The following is an 18,066-nucleotide window of genomic DNA, read 5'->3' as shown; positions in this document are numbered from 1 at the left end:
GCTCGTACATATGGCTGCTTTGGTTAACCTGCTGGGCCGTGTTTTATAACCTTGATGTGGCAGGCATACTGCGTGCCAGTTTTAGGAGGGATCCATGAAGCACTTCATCACCTCAATTTCAGCCAGTGTTGGCTTCCTTATAAGTGCCGCGATCAGCGCCGCGCCCGCGACGCCCTTGAGCACGGTAGAGATTCTCAAGGTGGTGTCTGTTTCCTGCGCTGTAGAGGATGTGTCCGATGGCCGCGAGCAGACCCGCTGCGACCATGATGGCCCCCACATCAAGGTCTATGTACTGGAGCGCGGTTACGGCGGCCAGCCAAATGTGACACTGGATGGTCAGGAAGTTGACGGAGTTAGGGCTCCGGTCTGTAACCAGGGTCAGGGGCTGGTGGCCTGTAACGGTGCAGGCACCACGGTGGGGCACTTGTATACCTTTGACCTGGGTAGCAAGGACGGCGGCTGGTTCGAGTTCAGTAACACCTCGTTGGTGCCGCCGCACAACCGACTGGGTGTGCGGCTATATATAAAGTGAGATCCTCGCCTGTAGTCGCTGCCGCAGGCTGCGATCGGGCCCGCAGGGGCCGCTCTTTTTAAAGAGCGAAGGTCCTTCGGCCCTTATCGCAGCCTGCGGCAGCGACTACAGGGTTTTGTGCTCTTCCACCATTCGGTCCCGGTTGGCCAAGCCCGGGAACAGTTTTATCCACAGCCCTGTGACGACCAGCGTGCCAACCCCGCCCAACACCACGGCGGGCACTGTGCCCAGCCAGTGGGCGGTGACGCCGGATTCAAATTCCCCCAGCTGGTTGGACGCGCCGATAAACAAGCCGTTGACCGCACTCACCCGGCCACGCATTTCATCCGGGGTCTCCAGTTGCACAAATGAGGCGCGGATCACCATGCTGATCATGTCTGCCGCGCCAAGTACCACCAGCACCGCCATTGAAAACCAGAACGAGGTCGACAGGCCGAACGCGATGGTTGCGACACCGAAGATCCCTACAGCGGTAAACATGACGCGCCCCACCTTGCGCTCCACTGCGAATCTGGCCAACCACAATGACATCAACAAGGCACCGACCGCCGGAGCCGAGCGCAACATGCCCAGGCCCCAGGGGCCGGTCAGCAAAATGTCCTTGGCAAACACCGGCAGCAGCGCCGTGGCTCCGCCCAGCAGGACCGCAAACAGGTCCAGAGAGATAGCGCCTAAAACGTCAGGGCGGCTGCGAATGAAGCGAATGCCCGCGAGCAGGGAGTCCAGCGTGGCCTTGGCTTTGTTCAGTGGCAACTGGCGGGCGGGAAGGTTGCTCATCAGCAGTGCGGCAATCAGATACAAAGCAACACTCGGGCCATAGACCCAGATACTGCCAAATGCATACAGCAAACCGCCAAACGCAGGCGCGACAATGGTGGCGGACTGTTGCGCCGCTTGTGCCGCCGCCACTGCGCGTGGAAAGAGTTCAACCGGCACGATGGAGGGCAGCAGCGCTTGGGTGGCGGGCATTTCGAAGGAGCGGGCGGCACCCAGCAAAAACGCCAGGATAAAGATCAGTTCCCGGGTGATGTGATCGCCTGCACTGCTGATGGCCAGCGTCAGGGCGATCATGGCCTGAACCGACTGGCATAGGGCCGCGACCTTGCGACGATCATAGCGGTCGGCCACATGCCCGGTGTGCAGCATAAACAGCAGGCGCGGGGCGAACTCGATCAAACCTACCCACCCCAGGTCCATCACATTGCCTGTCAGCTGGTAGAGGTTCCAGCCAATGGCCACGGTGAGCATCTGAAACGCACTGGCGGTGAAGATCCGGGCAAACCAGAAGGCCACAAATGGCCGGTGATGGCGGAGCAGGAGGGGCTGGCTGGTCATTTAAAAGGGATCGTGGCCGAAGACAGGGAGCGTCGAGACTATCATTGTTTTGTAACAAATAATGACTCGAAATATCACAGTCCTCCCGGACTGCACGCAGGATGGCACAAGCGTTTTTTACGATTCCCTGCGGTTCTTGCAACGGTCTATATCAAGGCCTGAGGCATCGTGTCACGCGACAACAAACCACATTAGCCGTGTGTCAGGAATGGACTACTCTTTCATCGATGCTTGATCCAGATCAAAGCCTGTGGGGTTTTGTCTGAGTGGCCAGCCGGCCAGATCCCTTTGCGTTGTGGTTTTAAAAGCGAACAACGATTCGCGGTGGCCACGGCTTGCGGGGTAGTTGGATCCAGGCAGGATGCCTGGGTCCTCAACGACCTGATACCTGATAGAGGAAGACTTATGTTCGGATTGGATGCTCTCGAGCTCGCCCGAATTCAGTTCGCGTTTACCATATCGTTCCACATCATTTTTCCCGCCATTACCATCGGTCTCGCCAGCTATTTGATGGTGCTCGAAGGTATGTGGCTGAAAACCCGTGACGATACCTACCGCGATCTGTATCACTTTTGGTCGAAAATTTTCGCCGTCAACTTTGGGATGGGCGTGGTATCGGGCCTGGTTATGGCCTATCAGTTTGGTACGAACTGGTCGAGGTTCTCGGACTTTGCCGGTGCTGTTACCGGGCCGCTGTTGACCTATGAAGTACTGACCGCATTCTTCCTTGAAGCAGGTTTTCTGGGCGTCATGCTGTTTGGCTGGAACCGCGTAGGCCGAGGGATGCACTTCTTCTCGACCGCGATGGTGGCACTCGGGACGTTGGTTTCGACCTTCTGGATCCTGGCCTCCAACAGCTGGATGCAAACCCCGCAAGGCTTCGAAATCATTGATGGTCGGGTCATTCCGGTGGATTGGCTGGCGGTGATTTTCAACCCGTCGTTCCCTTACCGCTTGGCGCACATGGCCACGGCAGCCTTTGTAGCCACGGCATTTTTTGTCGGTGCTTCGGCGGCCTGGCATTTGTTGCGCGGTCGTAACACGCCGGCCATTCGCCGCATGTTCTCGATGGCGATGTGGATGGCCCTGGTGGTTGCGCCTGTGCAGGCTCTGATCGGTGATGCCCACGGCTTGAACACGCTGGAATATCAGCCGGTGAAAATCGCAGCAATCGAAGGTCACTGGGAGAACAAACCCGGTGAGCCGTCGCCGCTGATTTTGTTCGGCATTCCCAACATGAAAACCGAAACCACGGACTACAAGATCGAGGTCCCGTACCTGGGCAGCCTGATCCTGACCCATAGTCTGGACAAGCAAATCCCGGCGATGAAGGACTACCCGGCAGCGGATCGTCCGAACTCGACCATTGTGTTCTTTACCTTCCGCATCATGGTTGCGCTGGGCATGCTGATGATCTTTATCGGCCTGTGGAGCGTGTGGCTGCGCAAACGCGGCACGTTGTACGAGAACCGTTGGTTCTTGCGTGCGGTGCTGTGGATGGGACCATCGGGCCTGATCGCTATTCTTGCGGGTTGGTTCACCACCGAGATTGGCCGTCAGCCGTGGGTAGTTTATGGGCTGATGCGCACTTCGGATGCGTCCTCCAATCACAGCGTCATGCAAATGAGCATCACGTTGGTCATGTTTGTCGTGGTGTATTTCTCGCTGTTCGGTGTAGGTATCGGTTACATGATGCGTCTGGTGCGCAAGGGCCCGATCACTCACGAAGGCGATGACGAAACCCACGGTGGCCCAGGCCAGCAACGCACGCCTGCCCGTCCTCTGTCTGCGGCCCATGAGGGTACAGATGAAGGCCACAGCGACAGCCTGACTAAGGGGAATTGAGTCATGGGTATTGATCTGCCACTTATCTGGGCAATCATCATCATCTTCGGGATCATGATGTATGTGGTCATGGATGGCTTCGATCTCGGGATCGGCATCCTCTTCCCCTTTATCAAGGGCGACAGCGACCGCGATGTGATGATGAATACGGTCGCCCCTGTCTGGGACGGTAACGAAACCTGGCTGGTACTGGGCGGTGCGGCGTTGTTTGGTGCCTTCCCGCTGGCCTACTCGGTCGTGTTGTCGGCACTGTACTTGCCACTGATGTTGATGCTCATGGGCTTGATCTTTCGTGGCGTGGCCTTTGAGTTCCGCTTCAAGGCCCGGCCGGAGAAGCGCCATATCTGGGACAAGTCCTTTATTGGCGGCTCGCTCGTGGCCACCTTCTTCCAGGGGGTGGCACTGGGTGCTTTTATTGACGGCATTCCGGTGGTTAACCGCGAGTACGCAGGGGGCGGCCTGGACTGGCTTTCACCGTTCACCGTGTTCTGCGGGATTGCACTGATCGTGGCGTATGCGTTGCTGGGTTGCACCTGGCTGATCATGAAAACCGAAGGCCATTTGCAAGAGCGCATGCACAAGCTGGGTCGCCCATTGGCGTTGGCTGTACTGGTGCTGATGGGAATTGTCAGCCTGTGGACTCCGCTGGCGCACACTGACATCGCCGCACGCTGGTTCACCCTGCCGAACCTGTTCTGGTTCTTGCCGGTGCCGATCCTGGTGTTGGTGACCATGTATAGCCTGCTCAAGGCCATCGCGCGCAAGGCTCACTACATGCCGTTTCTGTTGACCCTGGTGTTGATCTTCCTGGGTTACAGCGGCTTGGGTATCAGCTTGTGGCCGAACATCATCCCGCCTTCGATCTCGATCTGGGACGCTGCGGCACCGCCCCAAAGCCAGGGCTTCATGCTGGTGGGCACCTTGTTTATCATCCCGTTTATTCTCGGTTACACCTTCTGGAGCTACTACGTGTTCCGCGGCAAGGTGACTCACGAAGACGGTTATCACTAGCAGTAAATGCCGCTGTGGCCTGAGGGCCACAGCCTTTTCCCTAGAGGAGGCCCGAACATGGCTGGCAAGGATTATCTAAACGACGTGCAAGAGTGCGAAAAGAAGCCCTTGTGGCAACGCATTGGCTGGTTGCTGGTGATCTGGACCGCCAGTGTGGGGAGCCTGGCAATATTCGCTTGGTTGATTCGGCTATTCATGACCGCTGCGGGGATGAAGAGCCACTGATGGCCAGGCAATAAAAAACCCTCTACGGAGGGTTTTTTATTGCCTGGAAGGGCGCGCTTACTTGCGCGCCTTCAGGATCACAAACTTGGGCGTGGCGGCAACCTGCTCGACGCCACGAAACAGTTTGGCCAGTTTGCTGTGGTAGCCCAGATGGCGATTGCCGACGATGTACAAAGCGCCGCCCACCACCAGCGCCTCACGCGCCTGCTGGAACATGCGCCAGGCCAGAAAGTCCCCCACCACTTGTTGCTGATGAAACGGCGGATTGCATAGCACCACGTCCAGTGAGTCCGGGGCCTGACTGGCCAAACCGTCATCTGCCCGCACAATGACCTCGCGATCACCCAGTGCGGCCTGCCAGTTTTCGCGGGCAGACTGCACGGCCATGAACGATTCATCGACCAGCGTGTACTGCGCCTGCGGGTTATTCAACGCGCTGGCAATGGCAAGCACCCCATTGCCGCAGCCCAGGTCGGCAACCCGAGCAGTGCCCAAATTTTTGGGCAGGTGAGGCAGGAACGCTCGAGTACCGATATCGAGGTCTTCGCGGCAAAACACGTTGGCGTGGTTGAGCAGTTCGATGGCCGGTTTTTCCAGTCGATACCGCGTTGGGTACGGCGATGTGAACGGCCCCAGGGCCTGCGGCGTGGCAATCAGCAGGCGGGCTTTTTTGACCGCCAGCGAGGCCTGCACCGGCCCGATATAGCGCTCCAGCAGATCGCCTGCTGCGCGTGGTAAGTGTTTGACCATCGCAGCTGCAATGACTTTAGCACCGGGTGCCAATTGGCCTTGCAGGCGGATCAGTTGCTCTTCAAGCAGCGCCAGAGTTTTGGGGACACGCACCAGTACGCAGTCGAAAGGCCCGACCAGAGGTTCGCTGGCGGGGATGATCGATACCGCATCGTAGGCATGCCCGTTGAGCACCAGATTCTTTTCCAGCGCCTGCAAGGCGAGAAAGGAGTCGCTGCTGCTGGTGACAGGCAGTGTGCTGACCAGACTGACTGCCAGTGCACCAAAACTGTCATTAAGCACCAGCACCCGGCTGTTCGCGGGCAGCGCCTGCTCGGCCAGGTGATTTAGCAAATACTCATCCGCCGCATCAAAGGCCTGCAAAGGCTCGTTTTGCTGTTCGGGTTGGCGGATCAGGCGAAGTTGGGCGAAGGGGCTTTCTAGCACAGGCATTTATACAAACTCTGAGGAATCGGCAGCTGCATGGCCAGCTCCTGAGAGAGGGATGGCAAGCAGAGGAGTCCGTGGGTTTTACAGGTAGGCGTGATTTTACTTTTTTTTGCCGCAGATTGCCTGATGCGTTTGTCCGCTGTAGAGCAGAGCGTGTTTAAAGCAGGCCAAATCTGGCAGCCATGACCACGGCCGAAGTCTTGTTGCTGGCCCCCAGTTTTTTCATTGCGCCGCTTATGTGAAAGTTCACGGTACGGGTGCTGAGGCTCAGAATCATGGCAATGTCGGAAGCAATTTTGCCTTCGGCGGTCCACTTCAGGACTTCTATTTCCCGTTCGGACAAACGGATGATGTTGATCGCCAGTCTGTGGCGCAGGTGACAGCGTTCGAGCATGGCGCTGTGTAACTGGTTGCACAGCCAAAGCACATTGGCAGCCTTGCCTGAAAATTCGTCTTGCGACACCGGTGGGTCTTTTCTGGCAAGGCTCAACATACTCACTACGCCATTGGGGTCGTGCACCGATTGCGTCCAGCCATATGCCAGCCCGCAGACTTGTGTGGCTTTCCATTGGTCGGGGGCATCACGAAAAATATCGGAGCTCCAAATAATGGGCATGATCGAAAGCTGGCAGTGAGTCATGAGCGGGTTTTTGTGAGATAGGGGGCCTTTTTCATACCGTTCGACATAATCATTTGGATAGTTGGTTATTACCTTACTACTCGTTGTTATGTTTCCATGCCGCGGAATCATGCGAAAGAAAAAGTAATCAAAACCGTACTCTTCAATTCGTTTGAGTGTGTCAGAGCAAAGGTCGGCCTCACTTATGCAAGAGAGGTATTGGTTTTTGCTGATTGAATGATGTGCGGTCATAAGGCGCTCCGGCGGCCCGACAGTCAGTAGGTAGTAGCGTGTGAGGTGCTATTAAGATTATTTTAGATGTTGTTTAAGATATTGCTGTGTATTAAAAAATATAAATGTAAGACGCACGAGTTGAGTGTTTATATATGCAGGTGGTCATTTAAGCAGCGTGTTTATTTATGCTTTTTTGGGTTTGTATATATAGCTGTCGTGCTGTTTTAAATAGATTGGATCCCAGGAGTGTGCGGGTTAATTAACACTCATCTTGCCTGCGGCATAGGGTTTGGGCTTGGAGGCTGTCTTAAAGCCATCACCAACCATAGGTGTTTCTCTTGGCGTCTTTGGGCGACACTAGAGGCATTCGCCAATGGAGTGCCCCATGACTGCCAGCGCAGAAAAATTTACCCAGCAGACGCTTCTCGATGTCAGACCGCTGACCCCCGGACTGTTCACATTGCGTACCACGCGCGACCCGGGCTTTCGCTTTACCGCAGGCCAGTTTGCCAGGCTTGGCGTGACCAAGGCTGATGGCAGCACGGTTTGGCGCGCCTACTCCATGGTCTCTTCACCCCATGACGAGTTTTTGGAGTTCTTTTCGATTGTCGTGCCAGGGGGGGAATTCACCAGCGAGCTCAGTCGTCTTGAGGTCGGCGACACCCTGTTGGTGGAGCGTCAGGCCTTTGGTTTTTTGACCCTGGACCGTTTTGTTGACGGGCGTGACCTCTGGTTGCTGGCAACGGGTACGGGCATTGCACCGTTCCTGTCCATCCTCCAGGATTTTGAAGTGTGGGAAAAATTCGAGCGCATCGTGCTGGTTTACAGTGCCCGCGAAGCTCGCGAGCTGGCTTATCAGGACCTGATCGCCGGCTTAAGTTCACGTGATTACCTTGCCGAATATGCACACAAACTTGTCTATGTTCCGATCGTCACCCGTGACCATGTGCCCGGTGCATTGAACGGGCGTATGACTACGCTGATCGAAAATGGGGAACTTGAGCAGGCTGTTGGTGTTGAACTGACCCGCGAGCACTCGCGAGTCATGTTATGTGGCAACCCGCAAATGATTGATGACACGCGCAAGTTGTTGAAGGCCCGCGACATGCAATTGAGCCTGAGTCGCAGGCCTGGGCAAGTTGCTGTTGAGAACTATTGGTAGTGCGCGTTTTATATGTCATGCAGCATTAAATAAACAACGGCCCCCATAGGCGCCGTTGTTTATTATGGACAGTTAAGGTCGGTTATTTTGAACTTTAAGCAGGTCGCGAATTTCGCCCAGCAGTTCCTCTTCTTTGGACGGAATAGGCGGGGCACTTGGAGCGACTGCCTCTTCACGCTTCAGACGGTTGATTGCCTTTACACCCATAAAAATGGCAAACGCTACGATGATAAAGTCGATCACGCTCTGGATGAATTTACCGTATGCCACGACCACCGCTGGCGCATCGCCAACGGCAGCTTTAAGCGTAATGGCCAGGTCACTGAAGTCCACGCCGCCAATCAACAACCCCAGCGGTGGCATGACCACGTCACCCACGAAGGACGAAACGATTTTGCCAAATGCCGCGCCGATGATGATACCGACGGCCATATCGACCACGTTCCCTTTGACCGCGAAGGCCTTGAACTCACTTATCACGCTCATAGGTAATTCCTTGTTACAGATGAAGTTGGTAGATGCAGTGTAATTCAGCATGGAAGATCATGCCTGCGCCGCTGCTTGCTTGTGGCGCAATAATCGACCCGTTCTAACACCCTAAGGTTTCAGCAGGCCTGCAAGTCGCGCTCAATACGCGATTGATTACCCCAGTGCCAGACCTTTTTCTCAATGGACTGTTTGAGACCTTTCTATTTAGGATTTACCCCGCAGGCCTCTAGCCTTTGGTCAGCGCGCAGTTGCGCAAACCATCATCAGAGGACTCACCCATGACCACTCCCTTAGGTTTCGGAGCGCTTTCGCAGCGCCGACTGCTATGTGTTTTAAGTGCCAGCCTGCTATCGGTTTCGGTTCACGCCTCAACCCTGACCCGTGATAACGGTGCTGCTGTCGGTGATAACCAGAACTCTCAAACCGCAGGGGCCAGTGGCCCGGTGTTACTGCAAGATGTGCAGTTGTTGCAGAAGCTTCAGCGTTTTGACCGCGAACGTATTCCGGAACGTGTGGTTCATGCTCGTGGTACGGGCGCGCACGGTACATTTACCGTCACCAATGACCTGAGCGACCTGACTAAAGCCCGAGTGTTTGCCGCTGGCGAAACCACTCCGGTGTTTGTGCGTTTCTCTGCGGTAGTGCATGGCAACCATTCCCCCGAAACCTTGCGCGACCCGCGTGGCTTTGCCACCAAGTTCTATACCGCTGACGGTAACTGGGACCTGGTAGGCAACAATTTCCCAACCTTCTTTATTCGTGATGCGATCAAGTTCCCGGACATGGTTCACGCCTTCAAGCCGGACCCGCGTACGAACCTTGATGACGACTCGCGCCGTTTTGACTTTTTCTCCCACGTCCCGGAAGCCACACGCACCTTGACCGAGCTGTACTCCAACTCGGGCACCCCGGCCAGTTACCGCGAAATGGACGGTAATGGTGTGCACGCTTACAAACTGGTCAACGCCAACGGTGACGTACGTTATGTGAAGTTCCACTGGAAGAGCCTTCAGGGTTTGCACAATCTTGACCCGAAACAAGTCACACAGGTTCAGGGCCAGGATTACAGTCACATGACCAACGATCTGGTGACTCACATCAACAAGGGTGACTTCCCCAAGTGGGATTTGTACGTACAGGTCCTCAAGCCTGAAGACTTGAAGTCGTTCGATTTTGATCCATTGGATGCGACCAAAATCTGGCCGGGCGTGCCTGAGCGCAAAGTCGGGCAGATGGTCCTGAACCGTAATCCGGCCAATGTGTTCCAGGAAACCGAGCAGGTGGCCATGGCCCCGGCCAACCTGGTACCAGGCATCGAGCCATCAGAGGATCGTTTGCTGCAAGGCCGGGTGTTCTCGTACGCCGATACCCAGATGTATCGCCTGGGAGCCAATGCCCTGCAACTGCCAATCAACGCGCCGCGGGTTGCGGTGAACAATGGTAATCAGGACGGTGCGATGAATATCGGCCATACCAGCAGTGGCGTGAACTACCAGCCGAGTCGTCTGGAACCGCGTGAAGAGCCGCAAGCGGCGCGTTACAGCGAAATGCCGCTGTCGGGCAGTACACAGCAGGCGAAAATTCAGCGTGAGCAAAACTTCAAACAGGCAGGCGATCTTTACCGTTCATTTAGCAAGAAAGAGCGTCAGGACCTGATTGAAAACTTCGGCGGATCACTCGCGACAACAGACGATGTAAGCAAGCACATCATCTTGTCGTTCCTCTACAAAGCTGATCCCGAGTACGGCACTGGCGTCACCAAGGTAGCCAAGGGCGACCTGAACCGGGTCAAGTCACTGGCTGCCACATTGGTGGATTAACCCCCACGCCCGCTTTTGTGTGAGCGGGCTTGCCCGCGATGGTCTCGCCGCCGTTTGCCCGTCATGCCGCGTCGTTCGCATCGCAAGCCAGCCAACTCCCACACAGGCCTGTGGGTATTGAGGAGTCGTGCACCATGCGTTTTTTTGTTTCTTGGATCCTGCTTCTGGTCAGCGGGCAGGCGTTGGCCGGTGAGTCCGACGTTCGGGAGCAGCTTCAGGGCTACTATTTCGACGCGGCCCGGCGTGGCGATGTGGCGATACTCGATACTTTTATCGAGTCCGGTTATGCGCTGGATACTCAGGACAGCAAGGGTTATACCGCGCTGATTCTCGCGGCCTATAACGGCCAGCCGGAGGCGGTTGAGCGTTTACTCACAGCAGGCGCCAATGCCTGTGTGCAAGACAAACGCGGTAATACAGCCCTTATGGGCGCGATTTTCAAAGGCGAGCTCAACATCGCCCGGCGCTTGATGTTGACGGACTGCAATCCTGATCAACGCAATGGCGCAGGGCAGACTGCTGCCATGTATGCCGGATTGTTCAAGCGGGTTGAGCTGCTCAATGACTTGTCTCGCCAAGGTGCCAACCTGAATGCTGAAGATGCACTGGGCAATACTGCCGCTCGGCTGGCCAATGGCGAAATCCGTATGCCTGTTTCGCGCTGATCAAAGCTCAGTGGGCTATCATCGCGGTTTTTCCGTGGAGTTCAGATGGCCAAGCCCAAGCGCATTTACGGCTGCACCGAGTGCGGCGCAACCTTTCCCAAGTGGGCAGGGCAGTGCGGCGAGTGCGGCGTCTGGAACACCCTGGTCGAAACCATCGTAGAAAGCGGGGCCGCAGCGCCGCCCAGTGGCCGTACCGGCTGGACCGGGCAACAAGCCCAGATCAAAACCCTGGCCGAAGTCAGCATTGCAGAAATCCCGCGCTTCTCCACCGCGTCCGGCGAGCTGGATCGGGTGCTCGGTGGCGGCCTGGTCGATGGCTCGGTGGTGTTGATCGGCGGTGACCCGGGTATCGGTAAATCCACGATCTTGCTGCAAACCTTGTGTCAGATGGCGACGCGCATGCCTGCGCTGTATGTCACCGGCGAAGAGTCTCAGCAGCAAGTGGCCATGCGCGCCCGCCGCCTGGGGCTGCCGCAGGATCAGCTCAAGGTGATGACCGAAACCTGTATCGAAAACATCATCGCCACCGCCAAGCTTGAAAAGCCCAAGGTCATGGTGATCGACTCGATCCAGACCATCTTCACCGAGCAACTGCAGTCGGCACCGGGTGGCGTGTCCCAAGTGCGAGAAAGTGCGGCGTTACTGGTGCGCTATGCCAAATCGAGCGGTACGGCGATTTTTCTGGTGGGCCACGTGACCAAAGAGGGCGCGCTGGCCGGGCCGCGCGTGCTGGAGCATATGGTCGACACCGTGCTGTATTTCGAAGGCGAGTCTGACGGGCGCTTGCGTCTGTTGCGCGCAGTGAAAAACCGGTTTGGCGCAGTCAACGAACTGGGTGTGTTCGGCATGACTGATAAAGGCCTGAAAGAAGTCTCCAACCCGTCAGCTATTTTCCTGACCCGTGCCCAAGAAGAAGTGCCGGGTAGCGTCGTCATGGCCACCTGGGAAGGCACTCGCCCGATGCTGGTGGAAGTGCAGGCGCTGGTGGACGACAGCCATATGTCCAACCCGCGCCGTGTGACCCTCGGCCTGGATCAGAATCGTCTGGCCATGCTGCTGGCCGTCTTGCATCGTCATGGTGGTATTCCTACTCATGATCAGGATGTATTCCTTAACGTGGTGGGCGGGGTCAAGGTGTTGGAAACAGCGTCGGACCTGGCGCTGATGGCGGCCGTGATGTCGAGTTTGCGCAATCGTCCGCTGCCCCACGACCTGCTGGTATTCGGAGAAGTGGGTCTGTCGGGTGAGGTGCGTCCGGTGCCAAGTGGCCAGGAGCGCCTAAAAGAAGCCGCCAAGCACGGCTTCAAACGCGCCATCGTGCCCAAGGGCAACGCTCCAAAAGAGTCTCCGCCGGGCTTGAAAGTCATCGGAGTGACCCGTCTGGAGCAAGCGCTGGATGCGCTGTTTGAGTAGGGTTTCAAATCTGTAAAAAAATCTGCAATAGTCAAGTTTTTAGTTGTCTGTTAATGTCAGTTTTGGCCAGTATTTATAGGCTTTGGTCTATAAATACGATGTGCTAATAAATCTGCAAAAGAGTTCGCCATGACTGAGCTTTACGACACCGTTAGCTGGCTTGAACCTCTGCTATTGGACCCGATTCCGGCTGATATGGTCGAGATGGCGGATCAGATGCTGACATTAAAAGGCCGCCTTGAAGGTCTTTACCCCGACGAGACCGCGGAACGTATTGGTCAACTGTTACAGCTGACCAACAGCTTTTATTCGAACCTTATCGAAGGGCAGTACACCTCACCCAAGGTGATTGAGCAAAAAGCTCGTATCAAGCGCTCAGCCAAGCAGTTGACTGAAATCGCAACTTCCCATGTACATGTTCAGCGAGCACTTGAGCGAATCATTGACAGGGACGGTGGTCCAGACTGGCGGAGTCTGTTTTCGGTGAGTTTTGTTTCCCTTGTTCATCGCGGACTTTTTCGTGATGCGAGTGAGCAAGAACTTCAGATCCAGGGTCTGGATACACCCATGGTGCCCGGACAGCTCAGAGATATTGCCCAACTCAACGTCTCGGTCGGCCAGCACGATGCGCCTGCTTATCAAGCTGTACGTCCCATGCTTGAGCGGATGCAAGTCGTTTATGGACGGATTGCAGATCCGCGTTATCGCTTGATAGCAGCGCTGGGCTATCACCATCGTTTGGCTTGGGTTCACCCTTTTCCAGATGGCAATGGTCGGGTGGTGAGGATGATCACTCATCTGCAGTTATTGAAGCTGGGTCTCGCGTCACCGTTATGGTCTTTATCCAGAGGGTTGGCCCGTAATCATGAGGCCTATTACCAGCATTTGGCCCTGGCGGATCAACATCGTCAGGGCGATCTGGACGGCCGTGGGCAATTGTCCTTGAAGGCATTGCAAGCATTTGTGCGCTTTATGTTGCATACCTGCATCGATCAAATGACCTATATGTTGGACGCACTGGATCGTGATGCTCTGCGTTCTCGTCTTGAGCGTGCCGTGGTCTTCGATGAACGTTTTATCGCTGCGGGCATCAAGCCAGAAACCGCCCGCGCACTGCATATCCTGATTACTCAGGGCGCCGTGCTGCGTAACGACTTCAAGGTATATATGGGCTTGGGCGAAAGAACGGCAATCAACCAGTTGAAACTGTTGGTGCACTTGGGTGTGGTAGACAGCCCCTCACCAAAGTCACGGCTTATCCATCCGGGTTTTCCGGTGTGGTTTGCGCAACTTGTATTCCCTGATTTGCATAAGCGGTTTATCTGAGCGTCAGGCAAGACAAATCCACAAAAGAAGGCTCTAGACCAACGTTAGGGGCTGGCCTTTAGAGCCAAGAGCGCTAAACTCCGGAAGCAGTCTTTCTTGTCCAACTGGCCGGAATTTAAAAATGAATAATAAAAATAGCCTGCTACGCCACATTCCGTGGCTGCTGCTGGCAATTGTAGGAGCCTTCGCCCTTGGCGTCGTAGCGTTACGCCGGGGCGAGGCGATCAACGCCTTGTGGATCGTAGTGGCAGCGGTTGCCATTTATCTGGTTGCTTACCGTTATTACAGTTTATTCATCGCCACCAAGGTGATGCAGCTCGACCCCAGTCGCGCTACCCCTGCGGTGCTCAACAACGATGGTCTGGACTATGTGCCGACCAACAAACACATTCTCTTTGGTCACCACTTTGCAGCCATCGCTGGCGCCGGACCGTTGGTGGGCCCTGTATTGGCTGCACAAATGGGTTACCTGCCGGGTACGCTCTGGCTGATTGCCGGTGTTGTGCTGGCCGGTGCGGTGCAAGACTTCATGGTCCTGTTCATGTCCACCCGCCGCAACGGTCGCTCCTTGGGCGACATGGTGCGTGAGGAAATGGGCAAGATCCCGGGCACCATTGCGCTCTTTGGCTGCTTCCTGATCATGATCATCATCCTTGCGGTGCTGGCGCTGATCGTGGTCAAGGCCCTGGCCGAAAGCCCGTGGGGCATGTTCACGGTGATGGCGACCATCCCGATTGCGATGTTCATGGGCATTTACATGCGCTACATCCGTCCGGGACGCATCGGTGAAATCTCCATTGTCGGTGTGCTGCTGTTGCTCGGCTCCATCTGGCTGGGGGGCCAGATTGCAGCCAGCCCGGAGTGGGCTCCTGTGTTCACCTTCACCGGTACGCAGATCACCTGGATGCTGATCGGTTATGGCTTTGTCGCGGCAGTATTGCCGGTGTGGCTGGTTCTGGCACCGCGTGACTACCTGTCGACCTTCCTTAAAATCGGCACCATCGTGGCGCTGGCCATCGGTATTCTGGTCACCATGCCAGAGCTGAAAATGCCCGCGCTGACCCAGTTCACCGACGGCACTGGCCCGGTCTGGAAAGGCGGGCTGTTCCCGTTCCTGTTCATCACTATTGCCTGCGGTGCGGTATCGGGTTTCCACGCACTGATTTCGTCGGGTACTACCCCCAAGTTGCTGGATAACGAATGCAACTCCCGTTACATCGGCTACGGCGCGATGCTGATGGAGTCCTTTGTGGCCATCATGGCAATGGTTGCCGCTTCGGTCATCGAGCCTGGCGTGTACTTCGCCATGAACAGCCCGGCGGCCATCGTCGGCGGTGATGTGGTGACTGTTGCGCAAACCGTCAGCAGCTGGGGTTTTGCAATTACCCCGGATGCACTGACTGCGCTGGCCAAGGACATTGGTGAAACCACCGTTCTGGCCCGTGCCGGCGGTGCGCCGACCCTGGCTGTGGGTATCGCTCAGATCCTGCACAACGTGTTGCCGGGCGAAAACACAATGGCGTTCTGGTATCACTTCGCCATTTTGTTTGAAGCCCTGTTTATCTTGACGGCGGTTGATGCCGGTACTCGTGCCGGTCGCTTTATGCTGCAAGACTTGCTCGGCAGCTTTGTGCCTGCACTCAAGCGCACCGAGTCCTGGGGCGCCAACATGCTGGCAACAGGCCTATGTGTGGCGATGTGGGGTTACCTGCTGTATCAGGGCGTGATCGATCCATTGGGCGGCATCAACACCCTGTGGCCGCTGTTCGGTATCTCTAACCAGATGCTGGCGGGTATCGCGCTGATGTTGGCAACCGTTGTGCTGATCAAAATGAAGCGCCAACGCTACATTTGGGTAACCATGCTGCCAGCCATCTGGTTGCTGATCTGCACCACCGTTGCAGGTTTCATCAAGCTGTTCGACGCCAACCCTGCGGTCGGCTTCCTGGCCCTGGCCAACAAGTACAGCACTGCGCTTGAGGCGGGCCAAGTGATTGCCCCGGCGAAAAACATCGACCAGATGCAACACGTGATCATCAACGCGTACACCAACGCCGGTCTGACCGTGCTGTTCCTGTTCGTGGTGTTCAGCATTCTGTTCTTTGCGATCAAAGTGGGCGTGGCTGCATGGGGCAGCAAAGTACGTACGGATAAAGAGTCGCCGTACCAAGCCATGCCGGATGCATAACAGAGGGTTGCAACCATGTTCAATGACCTGAGTCGCCTCGGTAAATACCTCGGTCAGGCCGCACGCCTGATGGTCGGCATGCCCGACTACGACAACTACGTCGAGCATATGCAAACCAAGCACCCGGACAAGCCGGTCATGAGCTACGAGGCGTTCTTTCGCGAACGTCAGGAAGCCCGTTACGGCGGCAAGGGTGGGCCCAAGTGCTGCTAACCCGTAAGGGCTAAGTCGCATCTGACTGTGGGAGCGGGCTTGCTCGCGATGAATGCGCCGCGGTGTATCAGTGACACCGCGTTGCTTGAATTGCGAACAAGCCCGCTCCCACATTTTTTTTCGCGTTTTTTCAGGAGAATGTGCATGTCCTCTCCAATCCCCGTCACCATCCTCAGCGGCTTTTTGGGTGCCGGTAAAACCACCTTGTTGCGCTACCTGCTCAAGGCCGAACACGGTCTGAAAATCGCCGTGATCGAGAACGAATTCAGCGATGCCGGGATCGATACTCAATTGTTGGGTGATGAGCCTGTGCAAGTCATGACACTGGCCAATGGCTGCGTGTGTTGCACCATCCACACCGATCTGACCAAAGCCCTGTACTTGCTACTTGAGCGTCTGGACAGTGGCGAAATTGCCTTCGATCGCCTGGTGATCGAATGCACCGGTCTGGCCGATCCGGCACCGGTGGCGCAAACCTTTTTTATCGACGAAGAACTGCGCGAGCGTTATTTGTTGGACGGCATCATCACCTTGGTGGACGCCGCGCACGCCGATGTACACCTGAGCCAAACCATCGCCCAGGCGCAAATCGGTTTTGCTGACCGCCTGTTGGTGAGCAAGCGTGATCTGGTGGATGACGCCACCTTTGATGCCTTGAGCGAGCGTTTGACCCGTATCAACCGTCGGGCGCCGATTCGCGTGGTTGAGCACGGCAAGATCGATCTGGCCGAGTTGCTGGATGTGCGCGGGTTCAACCTGAACGCAGACCTGGGGGGGGGCTTGAGCCTGCGTCCAGTGCCGCCTGCATCATCCATCGACCGCATCTCCAGCCTGGTGCTGCGTACCGAAACACCACTGGATATCGACAGCCTCAGCGCGTTCATGAACGAACTGCTGGAAGATCACGGCAAGCAATTGTTGCGCTACAAAGGCGTTTTGAGCATCGCCGGCGAAGATCGACGGTTGGTGTTTCAGGGCGTGCTGAAACTCTATGGTTTCGATTGGGACACTGAATGGGCTGAGGGTGAGGCGCGTGAAAGCGTGATGGTGTTTATTGCCGATGACTTGCCTGAAGCCAAGATCCGCGAGGGGTTTGCGCGGTTGACGCTTTAATCTGTGGAGCAGGTGTGCACCGCAGAAGTATGTCATCCAGATAGAGGCTCACTAGCCTTATGGCTGTGGTTTCGTCTTGATTCTCTACAGCCTTGGCAATTGCAGCTTGATGTTGCCATGCACCGATTGAGTTGATGTCATTGCGTGCAATAGCCAGTGACGTCAGTGGTACAAGATTGCCGAGGAAATACGCCAATGGCGCATTCCCGGCCATCTTTGCCAAGTGCTGATGAAACGCCGCTGCCAAGCGTATTGCGGCGCCATGCCGGTTTTCGGCCTGTGATTGGCGTTGGCTCTCAAGCAGTTGGTGTAATTGGCGCAAGTCATCCTTTTCAGGTTGTTTGCAGGCCATGGGGATCAAGGCCATTTCAGTCAGTCGACGGGCATGCAGAGCTTGGCGGATTTGTTCGTTGGTGGGGGCTGCAACTCTCGCGCGAGCATTGGGGTGCACGGTCACGAGCTGCTGATAAGACAGCCGTGACAGCGCCTCGCGAACGTGTGATCGACTGGCGCCATACTTTTGTGCCAAAGCGTCCTCACTCAAACGACTGTCGGGGAGGATGCGTTGTTCAACAATGGCATCCAGCAAGCGTGTGTAAACATCGTCATGCTGATGTATCCCGGTTTGAGGCCGGGAGCGCAGTGATGATGTGCAAGGTTGCAGCAAAGCGAAAGAACTCATGATATGTCTCCGGTT

17 protein-coding genes are annotated in these 18,066 nt (G+C 56.1%); 12 read left to right on the top strand and 5 right to left on the bottom strand.

Features of this window, described 5'->3' with window-relative positions:
* Nucleotides 1-94 precede the first annotated feature (94 nt).
* A complete protein-coding gene (locus TU76_RS05215; RefSeq protein ID WP_048351198.1) occupies nt 95-532 on the top strand; it encodes a DUF4879 domain-containing protein in 438 nt (145 codons plus the stop codon).
* A 105-nt stretch (nt 533-637) separates the two neighbouring features.
* Here TU76_RS05215 and TU76_RS05210 read toward each other — a convergent pair whose 3' ends face one another.
* The gene (locus TU76_RS05210) at nt 638-1,867 is read right to left on the bottom strand and encodes an MFS transporter (RefSeq protein WP_019824072.1); all 1,230 of its coding nucleotides are present in this window, start codon (nt 1,865-1,867) and stop codon (nt 638-640) included.
* Nucleotides 1,868-2,272: 405 nt separating this feature from the next.
* Between TU76_RS05210 and TU76_RS05205 the strand changes: the two genes are divergently transcribed.
* From TU76_RS05205 to TU76_RS05195, 3 genes are read left to right on the top strand one after another with little or no spacing between them, the layout of a single operon-like run.
* The gene (locus TU76_RS05205) at nt 2,273-3,712 is read left to right on the top strand and encodes a cytochrome ubiquinol oxidase subunit I (protein ID WP_019824070.1); all 1,440 of its coding nucleotides are present in this window, start codon (nt 2,273-2,275) and stop codon (nt 3,710-3,712) included.
* A 3-nt stretch (nt 3,713-3,715) separates the two neighbouring features.
* On the top strand, nt 3,716-4,723 hold the full coding sequence (gene cydB / locus TU76_RS05200) for a cytochrome d ubiquinol oxidase subunit II (RefSeq protein ID WP_019824068.1): 1,008 nt from the start codon (nt 3,716-3,718) through the stop codon (nt 4,721-4,723).
* 57 nt (nt 4,724-4,780) lie between these two features.
* The gene (locus TU76_RS05195) at nt 4,781-4,948 is read left to right on the top strand and encodes a DUF2474 domain-containing protein (protein WP_019824067.1); all 168 of its coding nucleotides are present in this window, start codon (nt 4,781-4,783) and stop codon (nt 4,946-4,948) included.
* 57 nt (nt 4,949-5,005) lie between these two features.
* Here TU76_RS05195 and TU76_RS05190 read toward each other — a convergent pair whose 3' ends face one another.
* Nucleotides 5,006-6,130, bottom strand: coding sequence for a methyltransferase (locus tag TU76_RS05190; protein ID WP_048351197.1), 1,125 nt, complete (start codon nt 6,128-6,130; stop codon nt 5,006-5,008).
* A gap of 154 nt (nt 6,131-6,284) precedes the next feature.
* The gene (locus TU76_RS05185) at nt 6,285-6,998 is read right to left on the bottom strand and encodes an autoinducer binding domain-containing protein (RefSeq protein ID WP_082136500.1); all 714 of its coding nucleotides are present in this window, start codon (nt 6,996-6,998) and stop codon (nt 6,285-6,287) included.
* Between the two features lie 367 nt (nt 6,999-7,365).
* Between TU76_RS05185 and TU76_RS05180 the strand changes: the two genes are divergently transcribed.
* Complete coding sequence (locus TU76_RS05180; protein ID WP_048351196.1) at nt 7,366-8,142, top strand: ferredoxin--NADP reductase; 777 nt, start codon at nt 7,366-7,368, stop codon at nt 8,140-8,142.
* A gap of 72 nt (nt 8,143-8,214) precedes the next feature.
* Here the strand turns inward: TU76_RS05180 and mscL are convergent, their stop codons facing one another.
* Nucleotides 8,215-8,628 (bottom strand): large-conductance mechanosensitive channel protein MscL, encoded by a 414-nt coding sequence (gene mscL / locus TU76_RS05175; protein ID WP_019824063.1) that lies wholly within the window; start codon nt 8,626-8,628, stop codon nt 8,215-8,217.
* A gap of 281 nt (nt 8,629-8,909) precedes the next feature.
* Here mscL and katB point away from each other — a divergent pair, with 281 nt between their 5' ends.
* The 7 genes from katB (at nt 8,910) to yjiA (ending at nt 17,369) form a co-directional block, all read left to right on the top strand.
* Nucleotides 8,910-10,451: a catalase KatB gene (gene katB, locus TU76_RS05170; protein WP_048351195.1), complete on the top strand. Its 1,542-nt coding sequence runs from the start codon at nt 8,910-8,912 to the stop codon at nt 10,449-10,451.
* Nucleotides 10,452-10,585: 134 nt separating this feature from the next.
* The gene (locus TU76_RS05165) at nt 10,586-11,116 is read left to right on the top strand and encodes an ankyrin repeat domain-containing protein (protein WP_019824059.1); all 531 of its coding nucleotides are present in this window, start codon (nt 10,586-10,588) and stop codon (nt 11,114-11,116) included.
* Between the two features lie 45 nt (nt 11,117-11,161).
* The gene (radA, locus tag TU76_RS05160; protein ID WP_019824057.1) at nt 11,162-12,529 is read left to right on the top strand and encodes a DNA repair protein RadA; all 1,368 of its coding nucleotides are present in this window, start codon (nt 11,162-11,164) and stop codon (nt 12,527-12,529) included.
* A 129-nt stretch (nt 12,530-12,658) separates the two neighbouring features.
* Nucleotides 12,659-13,855, top strand: a complete 1,197-nt coding sequence (locus TU76_RS05155) for a Fic family protein (protein WP_231984148.1) — start codon at nt 12,659-12,661, stop codon at nt 13,853-13,855.
* A 121-nt stretch (nt 13,856-13,976) separates the two neighbouring features.
* Nucleotides 13,977-16,043 carry a carbon starvation CstA family protein gene (locus TU76_RS05150; protein ID WP_019824056.1) on the top strand — a complete coding sequence of 689 codons (2,067 nt, stop codon included), beginning with the start codon at nt 13,977-13,979 and terminating at the stop codon, nt 16,041-16,043.
* Between the two features lie 15 nt (nt 16,044-16,058).
* Nucleotides 16,059-16,256: a YbdD/YjiX family protein gene (locus TU76_RS05145; protein WP_007937254.1), complete on the top strand. Its 198-nt coding sequence runs from the start codon at nt 16,059-16,061 to the stop codon at nt 16,254-16,256.
* A 144-nt stretch (nt 16,257-16,400) separates the two neighbouring features.
* Nucleotides 16,401-17,369, top strand: coding sequence for a GTPase (gene yjiA, locus TU76_RS05140; protein WP_019824052.1), 969 nt, complete (start codon nt 16,401-16,403; stop codon nt 17,367-17,369).
* On the opposite strand, the gene TU76_RS05135 is transcribed toward yjiA, so the two are convergent.
* A complete protein-coding gene (locus TU76_RS05135; RefSeq protein WP_019824051.1) occupies nt 17,308-18,051 on the bottom strand; it encodes a GntR family transcriptional regulator in 744 nt (247 codons plus the stop codon). The genes yjiA and TU76_RS05135 overlap by 62 nt on opposite strands.
* Nucleotides 18,052-18,066 lie beyond the last annotated feature (15 nt).

It is taken from the genome of Pseudomonas psychrophila, from assembly GCF_001043005.1.
Lineage (GTDB): Bacteria > Pseudomonadota > Gammaproteobacteria > Pseudomonadales > Pseudomonadaceae > Aquipseudomonas > Aquipseudomonas psychrophila.
Note: the sequence above shows the minus strand (reverse complement) of the source record. Positions and strands in the feature narration are given on the sequence as shown.